The following is a 16,076-nucleotide window of genomic DNA, read 5'->3' as shown; positions in this document are numbered from 1 at the left end:
GATCATGCGGACGTATGAAAATTAGATACACGGAACCTGGGCGTCAATAGCCCGCCCTCAAAACGCCCTCGCATCGGCGGTGGGAGGATGGAAGGGTCATGCCCAGCGATCCGGTCTTCCGTCTGCCCCGCGCGGTGGTGTTCGCCGCCGTGTGCACGGCCCTTGCCGTCGTCGGGCATGCCGCGGCGTCCCACGGGCCCGTCCCCGCGGCCGCGGTGGCGGCGGGGCTGGCCGGGCTGACCGTCGTCGGCGCCGTGCTGGCGGGGACCGAGCGATCTCTGGGCACCATCCTCGCCGGGCTGCTCGGCGGGCAGTTCATGCTGCACGTCCTGTTCACGGCGGCGCAGCACGGCCAGCACCTGGCCCATCACCCGGCGGTCCTGGCCTCCCACGGCACCCGCGCGATGACACTCGCGCACGTGACGGCGGCCGCCGTCTCGGCCTGGTGGCTGCGGCGCGGCGAGCGCGCGGTGTGGCGGCTGGCCCGGAAGGCCGCCGAGGCCGCCGTACGCCCATGGCGGGCGCTCCTGTCGGTGCCCGCCCCTCTGCCGGCGCCGTACCGGCACCCCGTCGCCGACACGGCGACCGGACCGCCGGAACAGGTCCTCCGCCACATCCTCACCCGGCGCGGGCCGCCCTTCTCTCCGTTCCCCGCGTTCGGCTGAACGCCCGACGACCGGATCGGCGCATCCGGTCCTCCAGCACGCTTCCCGAGCATCACGAACGGAGAACTTCCATGCGCATGGCGCAACCCCCCTTCACCCGCCCCGGCCGACCGGCCGGTCCGCGAACGTCCCGGCGACGCCGTACAGGGACCGGCCGGGGGCCGGTCGCCCGGTTCACGGCCGCGGTCGCCGCGACGACGCTCGCCGGCCTCCTCACCGGCGTCCTCGGCGCCGCACCCGCCGACGCCCACACCACGCTCACCGCCGCCGTTCCCGCCAAGAACTCGAAAGTGCCGTCCCCGGCCCGGATCAAGCTGACCTTCGCCGAGGCGGTGCGGTTCCCGGGCATCGTCGTGCTCGACGCCAAGGGCGGCCACCACGAGTCCGGCAAGGCGCACGTGACGGACGCCACGGTGACCGAGCAGGTCGGCGGCGTCCTCCCGCCCGGGGTCTACACCGTCGGCTGGCGGGTGGTCGCGGACGACGGGCACCCGGTGACCGGCGACTACAAGTTCACGGTCGTGGGCGGCGCGTCCCCGTCGCCGGCCGCCACGTCTCCGGCCGCCACCTCGCCGACGACCGGCTCCGCCGCCCCGGCGGCGGGCGCGCCGTCGAGCACGCCGGCCGCCCAGAAGACCACGTCCACGTCCAGCGCGGGCTGGCTGTGGGTCGGCCTGGGCGCCGTCGTCGTCGCCGTCGTGGTCGGCGGCGTGGCGCTGCTCCGCAGGCGCCGCACGGCCGGGGCCTGACCCGCGGCGTGGCGCCGCTCCACAGACGCCGTGCGGCCGAGGCCTGACCCGCGGCGTGGCGCCGCTCCACAGGCGCCGCACGGCCGGGGCCTGACCCGCGCCGCCGTCCGAGCCCGGGGTCGTCGCCGTTTCGCGCGGCAAACGGCGACGACCCCGTGGTGACGTCTCAGGAGCGTATGGCGGTGAACTCGACGCGGCGGCCGGGCTCGCCCGGTGGCCGCCGGACGCCGTTGACGGACACCTGAACGGCTCCGGCGTCGCTGAGCACGACGTTGAGGCGCGGGTCGTCGAAGCGTACGGACTGGCCGCGTGCGAGGGTGCGGTTGACCAGGATGTCGCCGCCGGGCACGCCGACGAACACCTGACACCCGGCGCCGGTGACCGTCAGGGTCAGCGTCGCCGTCGGGGCGGTGGCGGTCGTGGGCCGGACCGGGGTGGGGGTGCGGACCTGCGCCCAGATCGAGTAGCCGGCGAAGCCCACCGCGCCGGTCAGCAGAAGGATCCCCGCGACGGCGACGGCCGTCGAGGCGCGGAGCGACCGCCTGCGCTCAGGCGAGACATGGCGTCCCACGGCGGAGAGTCTAGTCAGCCTTTATTCCCCATGTCAGTCGTCCCATTTGTCAATGTCCGGAAACGGTCGCACGGATGTGTTTGACGGGCCATCGTGCGACGTCCGGGACCCCTGTGGCGTAAGGAGTATCGGCCATCCGGCAACCGTCCCCAAATTGTCCGGAAGTAGGCGTTATTAGGAGGCTTTAACCGGATAATCTCCGGACAAGTGACGGGAAGCCGTCAATCAAGGGGACGGACGCCTGCGATGCCTTACTCTCGCCGCGCTCTTTCGGCCAAGGCACTGGGCATGCTGTCGGTCGTCGTGCCGACGCTCGCCGCCTGCGCGCTCGGCTCAGGTTCGAGCGGGTGCGCCGACCAGTCGATCACCGTCGCCGTCGCTCCGTCGATCGGCCCGGCGATCGAGCAGGCCGCGCGCCGCTACAACGCCGGCGCCTCCTGCGCCCGCGTCACCGTACGCCGCCGGCGGCCCTCCGAGGTGGCCGCCGTCCTGTCGGGACAGGGTTCCAACCCGGGGGCGGAACGCCCCGACGCATGGATCCCCGACTCGTCGCTCTGGCTCCCGATCGCCCGCCGCACCGGTGCGGGCGCCGCCGTCGTACGGCCGTCCGGCGCTTCGGTCGCGATGTCACCGCTGGTCCTCGCCGTCCCGCGCGGGCACGCGCCGAACACCGCCGACTGGCGACTCCTGCTGTCCCACCAACTGCCGGGCACCGGGGGACCGCAGCCTCCCCTGCGCGTACGGTTCCTCGACCCGGCCGGGGAGGCCAGCGGCCTCGGCGCGCTGCTCCTCGCCCAGAACGCCGCCGGCCCCGGCAAGACCGGGCTCGCGACCTTCGCCGTCACGCTCTACTCCGACCTCGGCGCCGCCCTCCCCGACGAGCAGGCCGCCTACCGGGAGATCGCCAAGGGGGCCGGCTCACCCGCGACCAACCCGCCCGGGTCGACCCCCCGGCCGCCGACCGCCGTCGTGCTGTCCGAGCAGGCGGTCTGGCAGCACGGCCACACCGACGCCACTCCACCCGTCACCGCGCTCTACCCCGACGGGCGCACGCTCGCCCTCGACTTCCCGTACGTCTCCACCACCACCGACCGCAAGCGGTCGAGAACCGTCGAGGACTTCCAGGCCACGCTCGCCCAGTCCCAGACCCGCGTGGCGCTGCAGGGGCTCGGACTGCGCACCCCCGACGGCGTCGCGGGGGCGGACTTCGACGAGCGGTACGGCGTCGTCGCCCGCGTTCCGGACCGGCTGCCATCCCCCGACCCGACGAACGTCGGCCGGGTCCTGCAGATGTGGCAGCGCACCGTGCTCGGCGCGCGGATGCTGATCCTCCTCGACGTCTCCCCGTCCATGGCCGACCGGGTCCCGCAGACCCAGGACACCCGCATGCAGGCCACCGCCAAGGTCGCCATCGGCGGGGTCCACATCCTCAGTGACAACTCCCAGGTGGCGCTGTGGGAGTTCGCCACCCAGCTGGACGGCGACCGCGACTACCGCCAGATCGTGCCCTTCCGGACTCTCAGCGACAAGGTCGGCGCGGGATCGCAGCGGAACCTGCTCGAACGGTCGTTCGCCGCCGCCGCGCCGGTGCCGCAGACGCGCACCGGCCTGTACGACTCCGTCCTCGCCGCCTACCGGGAGGCCGTACGGACCTACCAGCCCGACCACAACAACGTCGTGGTGCTGCTGACCGACGGCATGAACTACGACCCGGGCCGCACCATCTCCCTGCAGACCCTCGTGGCGGAGCTGAAGCGGGCCGCCGACCCGATGCGGCCGGTCACGGTCGTCCCCATCGCCTTCGGCCCGGACATCGACCCGGGATCGCTCCAGCGGATCGCCGCGGCGACCGGCGGGCAGGCGTTCGTCACCCTCGACCCGCGGCAGGTCCAGCAGGTCTTCCTGCAGATGCTCATCCGCCTCACATGCGGGCAGACCTGTCCCACGTCCTGAGGCGTACGGGTAAGGTCACGGTTCTGTGAGATCAATCGAGTGGCTGGCGATGGCCCGGCACGGCCAGAGCACGGCCAACGTCGCGGGGCAGGAGGCCGAGGCCAACGGGCTCCATGCGGTCGACCTCGCCCTGCGCGACGCCGACGTCCCGCTGTCGCCGCTCGGCCGCGAGCAGGCGACGGCGCTCGGCCGTCGGCTGGCCGCACTGCCCCCGGACGAACGGCCCACGGTCGTACTGTCCTCGCCGTACCTTCGGGCGCGGGACACCGCGCGCCTCGCCCTCGATCAGCTCCCCGATCCCCCGCCGATCGTCCTGGACGAGCGCCTGCGCGACCGCGAGATCGGCGTCCTCTACCTGCTCACGCAGCGCGGCGTCGAGGCCCGCTACCCGGAGGAGGTCGAGCGCAAGCGCCGGCTCGGGAAGTTCTACTACCGGCCGCCCGCCGGTGAGTCCTGGGCCGACGTGGCGCTGCGGCTGCGCAGCGTCCTCGCCGACGTGGAGCGCGAGCACCCCGGCGGCCGCGTCCTCATCGTCGCGCACGACGCGATCGTCGTCCTGACGCGGTACATCGTCGAGCACCTGTCCGAAGACGAGCTCCTCGATGTGGAACGCACCCTGGTCGCCAACGGCTCGCTCACCATCTGGGCCCGCGAGGAGGGCGAGCTCCGCCTCGTCACGTTCAACGACACCGAGCACCTCAAGGACGCCGGTCTGACCCCGTGAGCCCGGAGGAAGCGGTCAGTCCTCGTCGTCGTGGACGAAGAGGTTGAGCAGCCAGCTCACCAGGCCGACGACGATCGCTCCCCAGAACGCCGCCCAGAAGCCGGACACGTGGAACGGCAGGTGCAGCTTCCCGGCGGACCAACTCGCCAGCCACAGCAGCAGGCCGTTCACGACCAGCGCGAACAACCCCAGCGTCAGCACGTAGAACAGGCAGCCGAGCGTCTTGACGATCGGCTTGAGGAAGCTGTTGATGAGGCCGAAGACGACGGCCACGCCGACCAGCGTGCCCACCTTGCGCGGAGTCGTCGCGGCCGTCACGTCGATGCCGTGGACCACCAAGGTGGCCACCCACAGCGCAACCGCGGTGATGACCACCCGAATCAGGATCTTCACGACTCGATGGTCGCACGAAACACTGGGTCCATGGCCACCCTCCGGAGCGTCACCGAAGACGATGTCGACGAATTGTCCGCCGTGCTGGGCCGTGCGTTCGCCGACGACCCGGTCTGGCAGTGGATTTTCCCGCGCCACCCGGAACGGATGGCGCGGCTGTTCGCGGTACTCCTCCGCAACGCGCACCTGCCGAACGGCGCCAGCGAGCTCGCCGGCGAGGGTTCGGCCGTCCAGGCCGGGGCGCTGTGGGATCCGCCCGGCCGATGGCATATCCCGCTGTCCGTGCAGTTGCGCCGCGTCCCCACGCTGATCCGCATCCTGGGCACCCGGACCCTGCCCGTACTGCGCGGCCTTGGCGAACTGGAGAAGGCCCATCCGACGGAGCCGCACTGGTACCTCGCAGTGCTCGGCACCGACCCGCCGGCGCAAGGTCACGGGCTCGGCTCCGCCCTGCTGAGGTCACGCCTGTCGCGCTGCGACGCCGGCCGACTGCCCGCCTACCTCGAGTCGTCCAAAGACAGCAACGTCCCGTATTACGAGCGCTTCGGATTCCGCGTCACCGGCGAGATCCGCATGCCCGGCGGCCCACCCGTCTGGCCCATGTGGCGCGACCCGGCCTGACGCGTTATCCGGTACGGAGCGCTGTGGATTGGTTACAGTCTGAGGTCGTCCGAGTCGTACGACCGAGGAGGGCTCAGTGCCGCCCCCACGCGAGCGATGGGATCGACATGGATCGACCGGACCCCCTGACGGACATCACGTGGCGGAAGTCCATCCGGAGTACGGAGCAAGGGACAGCATGCGTCGAGGTCGCCGAGTGGAGCGCGTCGGCCTGATCCAGCAGGTCGGATGACCTGAGCGTGGCCCGGTCCGGGCGCGCCATCCCGGGCCGGGCCGGAACGGATGACGGTCACGAGGCGCTTTCGAGGGCCGTGGGCTCGGACGTGGGCGCACGCCGGGCGGTGAGGGCCGCGGCGGCCGGTGGGCCCGCCAGGGCGACGAAGACGGCGAGCACGCCGGGGAGGGCCAGCGCGGCCCGCAGGGAGGTCGCCTCGGCCAGGTGGCCGATGATCGCCGGGCCGGCCAGCAGCCCGCCGTAGCCGAAGCTGGTCAGCAACGCGATCGTCCGCCCGGCCGTGGCCGGGTCCGCGCCGGCGGAGCTGAACACCACCGGCACGATCGTCGCCAGGCCGACGCCGACGAGGGCCCATCCCGCCCATGCGCACCCCATCGCGGCGGGCCCGGCCGATGGGGCCACGAGCACCAGCGCGTAGCCGACGGCGGCCAGGGCACCCGCCAGGCGCAGCGTGCGGCCGCCTCCGAGGCGGCCCCGCAGCCGGTCGCCGAGCAGCCGTACGGTCGTCATGGCGACCGAGAAGACCGTGAACGACAGCGGCGCGAGGTCGGCCGACGCGCCGAGCACCCGGCGGGCGTGCATCGCCGCCCAGTCCATCGCGCCGCCCTCGCAGATCGCGCCCGCGAGCATCACCGCGCCCAGCAGCACGATCACCCCGTTGACACGGCCGCGCCGCGGAGCGGCGGCCGTGCCGGGAGACGGCGCGGCGCCGCCTCCGGGGAGCAGGAGGCGGGCGGGAAGCAGGAACAGCACCGTCATGGTGAGCGCCGTCCCGACGAGGAGCGTCTCGACGCCGAGGCCGGCGCGCAGCACGGCCGCCGTGACGAGGCCTCCGGCCGCGCCGCCGAGGCTCCACATGCCGTGGAACGCCGACATGATCGGCCGGTCGTAGCGGACCTCGACCTCGACGGCGTGCGCGTTCATCCCGACTTCGAGCAGTCCGAAGCCGACGCCGAAGACGACCGCGCCGATGAGGAGCGCCGGGAAGGAGCCCGCGAGCGCCGGCCCGAGTAGGAGGAACGCGTGGAGGGGGCCGGCCGCCCAGGTGAGCCGGCGGCTCGACCAGCGGTCGGACATCCGGCCCGCGAACTGCATCGACACCAGGGCCGTGAGCGACACCACGAGGAGCGCGGTGCCGGTCCGCCCGGCGCCCAGGCCGAGCCGGTCGGTGAGGGCGGGAAGGCTCGCCGCCCAGATGCCGACCGTCGTGCCGCACAGGCCGAAGTAGCCGAAGACGCCGACGCGGGCACGCCGCACCACGGGATCGATCATGGACCCTCCTCATTTGCTCTCGGCGAGAACATAATGGAGAACGCAGGGCTGACACAATCGACGGGTGCGTGCGGTGACCGGAGCGACGACCAGCGGCGAGCTTCGCCTCCACAACCTGCTGCGCCTGCTGCGGGCCGCGCACGACCGAGGCGGCGAGGCCACCCGCTCGGAGCTGACCCGCGACCTCGGGCTCGCCCGCGGGACGGCCGCCGTCCTGGTCGCCGATCTCGCCGAGGCACGGCTGGCCCAGGAGCGGCCGGCGCCGCAGCGGACCCGCGGCCGCCCGACCGCGATGCTCGGCCCGCATCCCGAGGGGCCGCTGGCCCTGGCCGTCGACCTGCGCGAGGACGCCTGGACGATCGCGACCGCCGAGATCGGCGGCGGGCTGACCGTCCGCGAGGAGCAGCCGCACCCCGGAAACCCTCCGGAGGCCGTACTGGGCGACCTGGCGGCGGCGATCGGCCGGTATCTCGCCGAACTCGGCCCCCGGATCGTCGGCGTCGGTGTCGCGCTGCCCGGCCCCATCCGCGACGGCCGCGTCGTCGACATCCCTCACCTGTCATGGCGCGACGTTCCGGCGGTGGAGATGCTGAGCGTGGGCGCGCCGCCGGTCTCCCTCGGCAACGACGCCGCCCTCGCCGGGCTGGCCGAGGCACGGCGCGGCGGGCTCCGCGGGATCCCCGTCGGCCTTCACCTGCACGTCGACTTCGACCTCGGCGGCGCGCTGCTCGTCGACGGGAACCCTCTGCAGGGCGCGCGGGGCACGACCGGGGAGTTCGGCCACATGCCGCTGGGCGGGTCGACCCTGCGCTGCGACTGCGGCGCCGTGGGGTGCTGGGCGCTCCAGGTGGGCGCGACCGCCCTCCTGCGGGCGACGGGAACCCCGGTCGAGCCCGGACACGCCCGGGCGGGCGCCCGGCGGGTCCTCGCCCAGGCCGACGAGGGCGAGCCCCGCTGCGTCGCCGCGCTGGAGGAGGTCGCCCGCGCGTTCGGAGCCGGAACGGCCGCCCTCGTCAACGCGCTCGACCCCGGGCGGGTGACGCTGTCCGGCGTGGGCGCGCGGATCCATGATCAGGCGACGGGCATGTTCGCGACCGCCTACCGGGACGGCCTCATGACCTTCCGCCGTGAGCAGCCGCCGCCGGTCCTCCCCGCCGCACTGGGCGCGGACGCGACCGTCGTCGGAGCCGCCGAACTGGCCTTCGACGTCTTCCTCACCGCAGCGGGCCTGACCGCCTGGCAGTCGGCCCACTGATCACCGGCCGACCGGCGTCCGGAGGTCAGGTGCCGGTGCGCATCGCGGCGGCGACGCGTTCGGGGGTGAGGTCGCCGAGGTCGTCGGCGACGTACGTCGCGAGGGCGAGGGCGTCCGGGGCGGGTGGGTAGCGGGGATGCGGCACGGCGATCACGCGCATCCCGGCGGCGTACGCGGACCGCAGGCCGTTGCTGGAGTCCTCGACGGCGGCGCAGGCCGCCGGGTCCACGCCGAGCCGCTCCGCGGCCAGGAGATATCCGTCGGGCTCCGGCTTGCCGCGGGCCACCTCTTCGGTCGACACCGTCGCCTTGAACGACGCCGTGAGCCCCGTACGGTCGAGGACGACGTCGATCAGCACGCGCGGTGAGGAGCTGGCCAGTCCGAGGGGCCAGCGCGCCGCGAGCCGGCGTACCGCGTCGACCGCGCCGGGCATCAGCGGAACGCCGCCGTCCTCGTACCGGCGGGCCATGTGCGCCACGACGCCGCGGGCGACCTCGTCGGCCGGGAGCCGGACGCCGAGTTCGCCGCTCAGGTACGCGGCCCACTCGGAGGTACTCATGCCCATCAGCCGCTGCTGGGTGTCGGGCTGCCACTGCCCGCCGTGGTCGGCGACGAACGCCCGCCGTACCTCTTCCCACACCGGTTCGGAGTCGACGAGCACCCCGTCGAGATCGAAGACCACAGCACTCATGGGGACAACTCTGACAGCAGCGGAAGCGTGAGCACGAAGCAGGCGCCCTTGTCGCAGTCGCCGAGGGCGAGTGTGCCGCCGTGCGCGTTGGCGATCTCCCGGGAGATGGCCAGCCCGAGACCGCTGCCGCCGGGGTCGCGCTGCCGGGCGTCGGGCAGCCGGGTGAACCGCTCGAAGATCCGCTCCCGGTCGGCCGGGGCGATCTGCTTGCCGTCGTTGCAGAGCTCGAGGACGGCCTCGCCATTCCCCCGCCGTACGGAGACGGTGACCTCGGACTCGGCGTGCCGGGCGGCGTTGTCCAGAAGGTTGGTGAGGACCCGGCTGATGTCCAGCCGGTTCGCCCGGACCACCACTCCGGGCTCGGTGATCACCTTCGCGGTGATCCGCCGGGGAACGCGGCGTACCTCGCGCTCGGCCAGGTCGCCGAGGTCGACGGGGCCGTTGCGGCTCGGCAGGCCGGCGTCGCGGCGGGCCAGCGCGAGCAGTTCGGTGACGATGTTCTGCAGGCGCTCGGTGTTCTGCAGGGTTCTGGCGAGCGCCTCCCGCAGGTCGGTGCCCTCCGGGTCGAGCAGCGCGACCTCCAGTTCGGCGCGCAGCCCGGCGATCGGGCTGCGCAGGTCGTGGGAGACATCGGAGACCAGGCGGCGCTGCTGTTCGACGGCGGCCTCCAGCCGGTCGAGGGTCGCGTTGACGGCCATCGCCAGCCAGTAGAACTCGTCGCGGCGGGGCGGCAGCGACACCCGGCGCCGCAGGTCGGCCACGTTGATCGCGTCGAGTTCGTCGCGCAGCGCCTCGACCGGCCGCAGCCGCCGCCCGGCGGCCCACCACCGCCAGACGCCGCCCGCCCCGATGCTGACCGGGATGCCCAGCGCCAGCAGGACGGCCAGGCCGGGGCGCGGGAACAGTCCCGGCTCCGGCGTGATCGCGTGGATCGTGAGCGCCTGCCCGGGGCCGGGCACCCGCTGGGAGACGACGATGAGGCAGTGCCGGGGGTCGACGCACACGCGCTGCTCGATGCGCCCCCCGTCCGGGGGCCGCCGGGCGTGCAGCGCGGGCAGCCCGGAGACGCTCTTCGTGGCGGCGACGACCTGGCCGTGGTCGTTCTGGACCTGGACCAGCTCATGGCCGCCGGTGATGACCGGGTTCGTGAGCTGCCCGGCGCGGGTGAGCGCCGCGATCTGCCGGGCCGTGAACGTCAGGTCTGTCGCGAGGCTCCTCGCCACCTGGTACTGGATGAGGGCCAGCAGCCCGATGTAGGCCAGCACGGCGACGATCCCCGTCACCGTCATCGCGATGACGGTGGCGCGCTGCCGGATCGTCTGGTCTCTGTGTCGCACTGGCTGTTCCCCCGGACACGGCGCCCCCTGGGCCATGCCACAGCACCCGATCAACTACCCAACGGGAGGCTCCCTATGCATTCCGTCAACTCCGGGTGTACGTCGCCGTGCCGGCGGCGGGGGTGCGTGTGGTGAGCGTCACGTCGGAGGCGAGGTGGGCCGGGGTGGGCGGGCTTCCCCGGTGAACCACTTCATGTCCTCCACGGGACGACCGGGGCGACGAGAGAATCGTCGGCGCGTTGCGGCCTGACCGTACGGCTTCCTCCCTGGTCGGCGCGCGGACGACCCGGCCGATGGGTGAGGTTTGAGAGGGGCATGCCCGGTACGTCCGATTCGTTGAATGGTGCGCGGCAAAAGGTCCGGGCTTCCGGTCGTCCTGACGTACGTATGTGTGTCAGAGTTGACACGCGACAGAACACAGGGAAGCGGTGATACTCAACTGGAGGAGACGTACGGCCGCGAGGGCGGTCGCCTGACGGGGCGGCCCGGCCGGTGGAACAACTGGACAACGACGACTGCCGTCCGCGCCACAGATGGGCGACAATAGCGGCGTTCGATGGGAGGCGGGAGCGCCAATGAAGAAGTACCTGACCTGGGCACTTATAGCCTTTGTCATCTTCTACCTGCTGAATTCCCCCAATGGCGCAGCCCACGTGGTGCACAACGCACTCGGCGGGCTGATGTCGGCGGGCAACTCCTTGTCGAGGTTCGTCAACGCACTGTAATCCCTGTTGGCGCGAGGCCCTCTTGCGCCACGCCCCATGTCCCCTTGATCCCCCTTCGTCGTCGCGGTCCGGGCGTGTCTCCGTGCCCGGACCCGGAGGTCGCCGCCCGGCCCTCTAGAACGTAGTTCTAGAGTGAGCCGCAGCGCCGACCTGAGAGGTGATCATGGGACCACTGCACGGTGTTCGCGTCATCGAGATCGCGAGCCTGGCACCTGCGCCGTTCGCCTGCATGGTGCTGTCCGATCTGGGTGCCGACGTGCTCCGCGTCGACCGTCCGTCCAGCGTGGCCGGCGCGGCGACGCTGGTCGGCGGCGAAGCCACCGCGGATCCGCTGAGCCGCGGACGCCGTTCCATCGGCCTCAACCTCAAGGACCCGGCCGGCGTCAAGGTGCTCCTGCGTCTCATCGAGTCGGCCGACGTCCTCGTCGAGGGCTTCCGCCCCGGCGTCACCGAACGCCTCGGCTTCGGCCCCGACACATGCCTCGAACGCAACCCAGGTCTGGTGTACGGCCGGATGACCGGCTGGGGCCAGGAGGGCCCCATGGCCGCGATGGCCGGGCATGACATCAACTACATCGCCATCGCGGGCGCGCTCGACCCGATCGGCCACGCCGGCGAGCGGCCCGTCCCGCCGCTCAATCTCATCGGCGACTTCGGCGGCGGCGGAATGCTCCTCGCGCTCGGCGTCCTCGCCGCACTTTACGAGCGGTCGCGGTCCGGCCGGGGACAGGTCGTCGACGCCGCCATGGTCGACGGCGCCTCCCTGCTGACCTCGTTCATCCACGGCATGCGCGGCCAGGGACTCTGGCGCGACGAACGCGGCACGAACCTCCTCGACGGCGGCGCGCCGTTCTACGACACGTACGAGACGGCCGACGGCCGGTACGTGAGCGTGGGCGCCCTCGAGCCCCAGTTCTACGCCGCCCTGCTGCGTGGCCTCGGCCTGGAGGGCGAGGACCTGCCCGCCCAGCTCGACCAGGAGCGCTGGCCCGAGCTGCGCGCCCGCTTCACCGAGATCTTCAAGCAGCGCACCCGCGACGAGTGGACCGCGATCTTCGACGGCACCGACGCCTGCGTCGCGCCGGTGCTCGGCCTCGGTGAGGCGCCCTCCCACCCGCACAACCGGGCCCGTGGCGGCTTCGTGGAGCTCGGCGGGCTGAGCCAGCCGGCCCCGGCGCCACGCTTCAGCCGCACCGAGGCGGAGACGCCGCGCCCGCCCGTACGGCCGGGCGAGCACACCGACGCCGCTCTCGCCGAACTCGGCCTCACCGGCGAGGAGATCGCCGCCCTCCGCGCGACCGGCACCGTCGCCTGATCACCGGCCGCGAGCGTCGAGTGCCGCCGCCCGCTCACGCGTCGGCGAAGTCGACCCGGCTCGCCGGCGGCGCCGTCGCCTGAGCCGGGTCGGTCAGAGGGGGCGGCGGCGGAGGACGCTGTCGCCGAGGAGGAGCCAGGTGATCTCGCCGTCGGCGCGGGCGAAGCGGACGGGCATTCCGCCTTCGTCGCGGCCCTCGTCGGGGCCGGTGAAGCGGACCCGCGCCGCTTGGTCGCCGGACAGCACGACGCCGTCACCGAGCCCGTCGACCCGTACGTCCTCCGTGCCGTCGGTGTAGACGCCGAGATGGTCGCGGACGTCGGGGGCCTGGACGTATTCGCCCGGCTCCGCCCAGGCGGGCAGCCCGAGCGTCTCGTCCGTGATCCGGGCGAGGTCGGGCCCGGCGTGCTCGGAGTTGGCCAGGATCACGAACGCGCGCCCGCTGTCGGGGAGGATCGTCAGGCGCGCCGTGTAGCCGACGGTCTGGCCGGGGTGCCCGACCGCCCGTTTCTCTCCGGGCAGGTCGCGGATCTTCCAGCCGACGCCGACGTGTGCGCCCGGGCCGGCGGCGTCGGCGAGGGGCTCCCACATGCCGTGCGGCTCGGCCAGCAGGTGGCGGCAGAACGCGATGAGGTCGCGGGCGCTGGTGATGAGGCCGCCCGCGCCGTTGCGGGCCCGCGACCGGCCCCACGGCCGTACGACCCGGGGAGGGTCGCCCTGGTGGCCGAGCGCGATCGGATACGTGACCGCCTCGTCGGTGAAGAAGGTGGAACGCTCCATGCCCGCCGGCTCGAACACCAGTCGCCGCGCGGCGTCCTCGAACGGCACTCCGGCCGCGACCTCGACGATCCGCGCGAGGACGATGAAGCCCGCGTTGCTGTATCCGTGGAACCGGCGCAGCGGGAAGATCTGCGGCGCGGTGGCCAGGTCGGCGACCGCGCGGGCCAGTGCGCCGGCGTCGAGCTCGTCGGCCGGACGGTACGCGGCCTCGTCCGGCGCCCAGCCCGACCGATGGGTCAACAGGTCCCGTACCGTGACCTGCTCGCCGACCGCCGGATCGGCCACCCGGAAGCCCGGGATGTGGTCGCGTACGAGAGCGTCCAGGCCGACGCCCAGACGCGTGAGCACGGTGGCGGTGATCAGTTTGCTGATGGAGGCGACACGGAAGAGCGTGTCCGCGGTGACCGGAACCGGATCCTCCACGCTGCGGACGCCGTACGCGCCGTAGCTCTCCTCGCCGTCGTCGAGGGACCCGACACAGACACCGGGCGCGGCCGGGACTCCGATCGGTGAGACCGAGCCGTCCGGCAGCCGGAGCGTCTGAGCGAAGTCCATGTCGCCTCCATCGGGGCCACTCGTCAGGGGACTTCCAGACATAGCCGACCGGGCCGTCCGAGTGCCAGCCCTTCCTCACGAGCGACTTCGACTCGGCACGGGTGACGACGTGTCACTGGTCGTTCCTGGCGACGCGAGCAGCACCTTCTTGGTCTTGCGCTTGACGATCCTCGGCCTATCGCTTGCTTGGTTCGCTCGTTACTCTTGCGGGAGCAGTGGCCCCTCACGGAGGAGAAGCGGCGTGGAGATCGATCTGCTGGACGGAGAGATGTACGCCGGAGACCCCTCGGAGGTCTACGCGTGGCTGCGCCGGGAGGCCCCCGTCTACCACGACGAGGCCAACGGCCTCTGGGGCGTGTCCCGGCACGCCGACATCCGCGACGTCGAGCGCGACCCGCGCCTGTGGACCAGCTCCGGCGGCTACCGCCCGCAGATCGCCGCCGACCCGTCCATGATCGGCACCGACGATCCCGAGCACGCCCGGCGGCGCCGCCTGGTGTACCGGCGGTTCACCCCGCGCGGCGTCGCCCGCTACGCCGACCGGATCCGGGCGACGGCGGTCGAGCTGATCGAGACCGCGCTCGCCGCCGGAACGGTCGACGCGGTGCCCGCCCTGGCCGCGCCGCTGCCCGCCCGCATGATCGGCTGGCTCCTGGGCTTCCCCGACGAGGCGTGGCCGAAGCTCGTGCACTGGTCGGCGACCGCGGTGGTCGCCGGCGGCGGGCGGCGTTACGTCACCGAGGAGGCGGCGATCGCGGCCGGCGAGTACGGCGAGGTCGTGGTCGGCATGGCGCAGGATCGGCGTTCGTGCCCGGCCGACGACCTGCTGTCGGTGTGGTGCGCCTCCGAGGAGTACGACGACGATCGCCTGGCGCACGAAGCCCTGCTCCTGCTCATCGGCGGAGCGGAGACGACCCGGACCGTCCTCGCCACGGCGATCGACGCGCTGATCCGCCACCCGGACCAGTGGAGGCTGCTGCGCCGGCACCCCGTCCTGCTGCCCGACGCGATCGAGGAGTTCATCCGCTGGACCACTCCGGTGCTCAACATGTGCCGGGTCTCCTCCCAGGAGGCGACGGTCGCGGGCGTCACCGTGCCGGCGGGCTCCCAGGTACTCCTCATGTACGGGTCCGCGAACCGGGACGAGACGGTGTTCACCCGCCCCGAGGCGTTCGACGTGACCCGCGAGCCCGGCGGCCACATCGCCTTCGGCCTGGGCTCCCACTTCTGCCTCGGCGCGGCCCTCGCCCGGCTCGAGCTGCGGATCTTCTTCGAGGAGTTCCTGGCCCGGGTCGCCTCCGCTGCCTGGGCCGACGCCGAGGGGCCGCGCATCCTTCCCAACGCCTTCGTCCGCGGCGTGACGGAGTTCCCGGTCACCCTGACGGGCTTCTAGGGCGCGGTCTTGGGGGTGTCCGGTGGATCTTGTTCGTAGCGAGCGGACGAAGATCCACCGGACACCCCCTAGTCCGATTACACCGGGCCGTCTCCGTCAAATGCGGGATCTGTGATGGCGCCGGGTCCGTCATCCTCGTCCCATGAGGTCCATCCGTGTCCTCATCGTCGATGATCACGCGCTGTTCGCCGAGGCGCTCGCGGCCCGGCTGGCCGCGGAACCCGACCTTGAGGTGCTGCCCGTCGCGGGCGACGTCCGGCGCGCCACCGCGCTGGTCGCCACCGAGGCGCCCGACGTCGTCGTGCTCGACTTCGTTCTCGGCGACGAGAGCGGGCTGGACATGCTCGACCAACTGCGACGCCGCCACCCGCCGGTGCGCGTCGTGATCCTCAGCGCGATCACCGACCTGGCCCCCATGGTGACCGCGCTGCGGCACGGCGCGGTCGCCTGGGTGCCGAAGACGGAGAGCGCCGACCTCGTCGCGCGGGTGGTGCGCGGCGCGGCGGGGCGGGGCGGCTGGATCCCGCCGGACGTCCTCGGCGACGTACTGCGCCGGTTGCTCACCGCCGGCGAACCGCCCGAAGGCGTCCTCGCCCGGCTCACCCCCCGCGAACGCGACGTCTTACAGGGCATGGTGGACGGGCTGAACCGGACGTGGATCGCGGACCGGCTCGGCCTGTCGGCCAACACGGTGCGCACCCACACGCAGAACCTGCTGGCCAAGCTCGGCGCGCATTCGACGGTGGAGGCCATCACGATCGCCATGCGCGCCGGGGTCACACCCGCCGATCCGAACGACGGGTCGCCGCCCTGACGCGCACATGCGCGGTGACGCCCGGATT

Annotated in this window: 16 protein-coding genes; 10 read left to right on the top strand and 6 right to left on the bottom strand. The window is 72.9% G+C overall.

The annotated features are described in order from the left end of the window. Nucleotides 1-98: 98 nt before the first annotated feature. Complete coding sequence (locus ABEA24_RS38130) at nt 99-665, top strand: hypothetical protein (RefSeq protein ID WP_345437666.1); 567 nt, start codon at nt 99-101, stop codon at nt 663-665. 71 nt (nt 666-736) lie between these two features. After that, nucleotides 737-1,414: a copper resistance CopC family protein gene (locus ABEA24_RS38125; RefSeq protein ID WP_345437664.1), complete on the top strand. Its 678-nt coding sequence runs from the start codon at nt 737-739 to the stop codon at nt 1,412-1,414. 166 nt (nt 1,415-1,580) lie between these two features. On the opposite strand, the gene ABEA24_RS38120 is transcribed toward ABEA24_RS38125, so the two are convergent. Continuing rightward, nucleotides 1,581-1,985 (bottom strand): RodZ domain-containing protein, encoded by a 405-nt coding sequence (locus tag ABEA24_RS38120; protein WP_345437662.1) that lies wholly within the window; start codon nt 1,983-1,985, stop codon nt 1,581-1,583. 246 nt (nt 1,986-2,231) lie between these two features. Between ABEA24_RS38120 and ABEA24_RS38115 the strand changes: the two genes are divergently transcribed. Continuing rightward, the gene (locus ABEA24_RS38115; protein WP_345437660.1) at nt 2,232-3,938 is read left to right on the top strand and encodes a substrate-binding domain-containing protein; all 1,707 of its coding nucleotides are present in this window, start codon (nt 2,232-2,234) and stop codon (nt 3,936-3,938) included. 25 nt (nt 3,939-3,963) lie between these two features. Then, nucleotides 3,964-4,662, top strand: a complete 699-nt coding sequence (locus tag ABEA24_RS38110; RefSeq protein WP_345437658.1) for a histidine phosphatase family protein — start codon at nt 3,964-3,966, stop codon at nt 4,660-4,662. A 15-nt stretch (nt 4,663-4,677) separates the two neighbouring features. Here ABEA24_RS38110 and ABEA24_RS38105 read toward each other — a convergent pair whose 3' ends face one another. After that, nucleotides 4,678-5,055 carry a phage holin family protein gene (locus ABEA24_RS38105; protein WP_345437656.1) on the bottom strand — a complete coding sequence of 126 codons (378 nt, stop codon included), beginning with the start codon at nt 5,053-5,055 and terminating at the stop codon, nt 4,678-4,680. A 30-nt stretch (nt 5,056-5,085) separates the two neighbouring features. Here ABEA24_RS38105 and ABEA24_RS38100 point away from each other — a divergent pair, with 30 nt between their 5' ends. Further along, nucleotides 5,086-5,676: a GNAT family N-acetyltransferase gene (locus ABEA24_RS38100; RefSeq protein WP_345437654.1), complete on the top strand. Its 591-nt coding sequence runs from the start codon at nt 5,086-5,088 to the stop codon at nt 5,674-5,676. A 289-nt stretch (nt 5,677-5,965) separates the two neighbouring features. Here ABEA24_RS38100 and ABEA24_RS38095 read toward each other — a convergent pair whose 3' ends face one another. Further along, the gene (locus ABEA24_RS38095) at nt 5,966-7,183 is read right to left on the bottom strand and encodes an MFS transporter (protein WP_345437652.1); all 1,218 of its coding nucleotides are present in this window, start codon (nt 7,181-7,183) and stop codon (nt 5,966-5,968) included. Nucleotides 7,184-7,247: 64 nt separating this feature from the next. On the opposite strand from ABEA24_RS38095, the gene ABEA24_RS38090 reads away from it, so the two are divergent. Then, the gene (locus ABEA24_RS38090; RefSeq protein WP_345437650.1) at nt 7,248-8,438 is read left to right on the top strand and encodes an ROK family protein; all 1,191 of its coding nucleotides are present in this window, start codon (nt 7,248-7,250) and stop codon (nt 8,436-8,438) included. Nucleotides 8,439-8,463: 25 nt separating this feature from the next. Here ABEA24_RS38090 and ABEA24_RS38085 read toward each other — a convergent pair whose 3' ends face one another. Together ABEA24_RS38085 and ABEA24_RS38080 are read right to left on the bottom strand one after the other, a co-directional pair. Next, nucleotides 8,464-9,129: an HAD family hydrolase gene (locus ABEA24_RS38085; RefSeq protein ID WP_345437648.1), complete on the bottom strand. Its 666-nt coding sequence runs from the start codon at nt 9,127-9,129 to the stop codon at nt 8,464-8,466. Beyond that, complete coding sequence (locus ABEA24_RS38080; RefSeq protein WP_345437646.1) at nt 9,126-10,466, bottom strand: sensor histidine kinase; 1,341 nt, start codon at nt 10,464-10,466, stop codon at nt 9,126-9,128. The genes ABEA24_RS38085 and ABEA24_RS38080 overlap by 4 nt, the downstream gene beginning before the upstream one ends. Before the next feature lie 575 nt (nt 10,467-11,041). On the opposite strand from ABEA24_RS38080, the gene ABEA24_RS38075 reads away from it, so the two are divergent. Then, complete coding sequence (locus ABEA24_RS38075; protein ID WP_345437644.1) at nt 11,042-11,191, top strand: hypothetical protein; 150 nt, start codon at nt 11,042-11,044, stop codon at nt 11,189-11,191. A gap of 163 nt (nt 11,192-11,354) precedes the next feature. Then, nucleotides 11,355-12,506: a CaiB/BaiF CoA transferase family protein gene (locus tag ABEA24_RS38070; protein ID WP_345437642.1), complete on the top strand. Its 1,152-nt coding sequence runs from the start codon at nt 11,355-11,357 to the stop codon at nt 12,504-12,506. Nucleotides 12,507-12,599: 93 nt separating this feature from the next. On the opposite strand, the gene ABEA24_RS38065 is transcribed toward ABEA24_RS38070, so the two are convergent. Next, nucleotides 12,600-13,841, bottom strand: coding sequence for a serine hydrolase domain-containing protein (locus ABEA24_RS38065; RefSeq protein ID WP_345437640.1), 1,242 nt, complete (start codon nt 13,839-13,841; stop codon nt 12,600-12,602). Nucleotides 13,842-14,082: 241 nt separating this feature from the next. Here ABEA24_RS38065 and ABEA24_RS38060 point away from each other — a divergent pair, with 241 nt between their 5' ends. After that, complete coding sequence (locus ABEA24_RS38060) at nt 14,083-15,234, top strand: cytochrome P450 (RefSeq protein ID WP_345437637.1); 1,152 nt, start codon at nt 14,083-14,085, stop codon at nt 15,232-15,234. 142 nt (nt 15,235-15,376) lie between these two features. Continuing rightward, entirely contained in the window at nt 15,377-16,048 is a 672-nt protein-coding gene (locus ABEA24_RS38055) for a response regulator (RefSeq protein ID WP_345437634.1), read from the top strand. Nucleotides 16,049-16,076: the final 28 nt, after the last annotated feature.

Source organism: Actinoallomurus vinaceus (assembly GCF_039542055.1).
Classification (GTDB): domain Bacteria; phylum Actinomycetota; class Actinomycetes; order Streptosporangiales; family Streptosporangiaceae; genus Actinoallomurus; species Actinoallomurus vinaceus.
This window is presented reverse-complemented; position numbering and strand designations above follow the sequence as displayed.

Bases quoted from the DNA above. Each gene is read 5' to 3' on its own strand.
- ABEA24_RS38130 (WP_345437666.1), top strand. From the start codon at position 99: ATGCCCAGCGATCCGGTCTTCCGTCTGCCCCGCGCGGTGGTGTTCGCC.
- ABEA24_RS38125 (WP_345437664.1), top strand. From the start codon at position 737: ATGCGCATGGCGCAACCCCCCTTCACCCGCCCCGGCCGACCGGCCGGT.
- ABEA24_RS38115 (WP_345437660.1), top strand. From the start codon at position 2,232: ATGCCTTACTCTCGCCGCGCTCTTTCGGCCAAGGCACTGGGCATGCTG.
- ABEA24_RS38100 (WP_345437654.1), top strand. From the start codon at position 5,086: ATGGCCACCCTCCGGAGCGTCACCGAAGACGATGTCGACGAATTGTCC.
- ABEA24_RS38095 (WP_345437652.1), bottom strand. From the start codon at position 7,183: ATGATCGATCCCGTGGTGCGGCGTGCCCGCGTCGGCGTCTTCGGCTAC.
- ABEA24_RS38085 (WP_345437648.1), bottom strand. From the start codon at position 9,129: ATGAGTGCTGTGGTCTTCGATCTCGACGGGGTGCTCGTCGACTCCGAA.
- ABEA24_RS38075 (WP_345437644.1), top strand. From the start codon at position 11,042: ATGAAGAAGTACCTGACCTGGGCACTTATAGCCTTTGTCATCTTCTAC.
- ABEA24_RS38070 (WP_345437642.1), top strand. From the start codon at position 11,355: ATGGGACCACTGCACGGTGTTCGCGTCATCGAGATCGCGAGCCTGGCA.
- ABEA24_RS38065 (WP_345437640.1), bottom strand. From the start codon at position 13,841: ATGGACTTCGCTCAGACGCTCCGGCTGCCGGACGGCTCGGTCTCACCG.
- ABEA24_RS38055 (WP_345437634.1), top strand. From the start codon at position 15,377: ATGAGGTCCATCCGTGTCCTCATCGTCGATGATCACGCGCTGTTCGCC.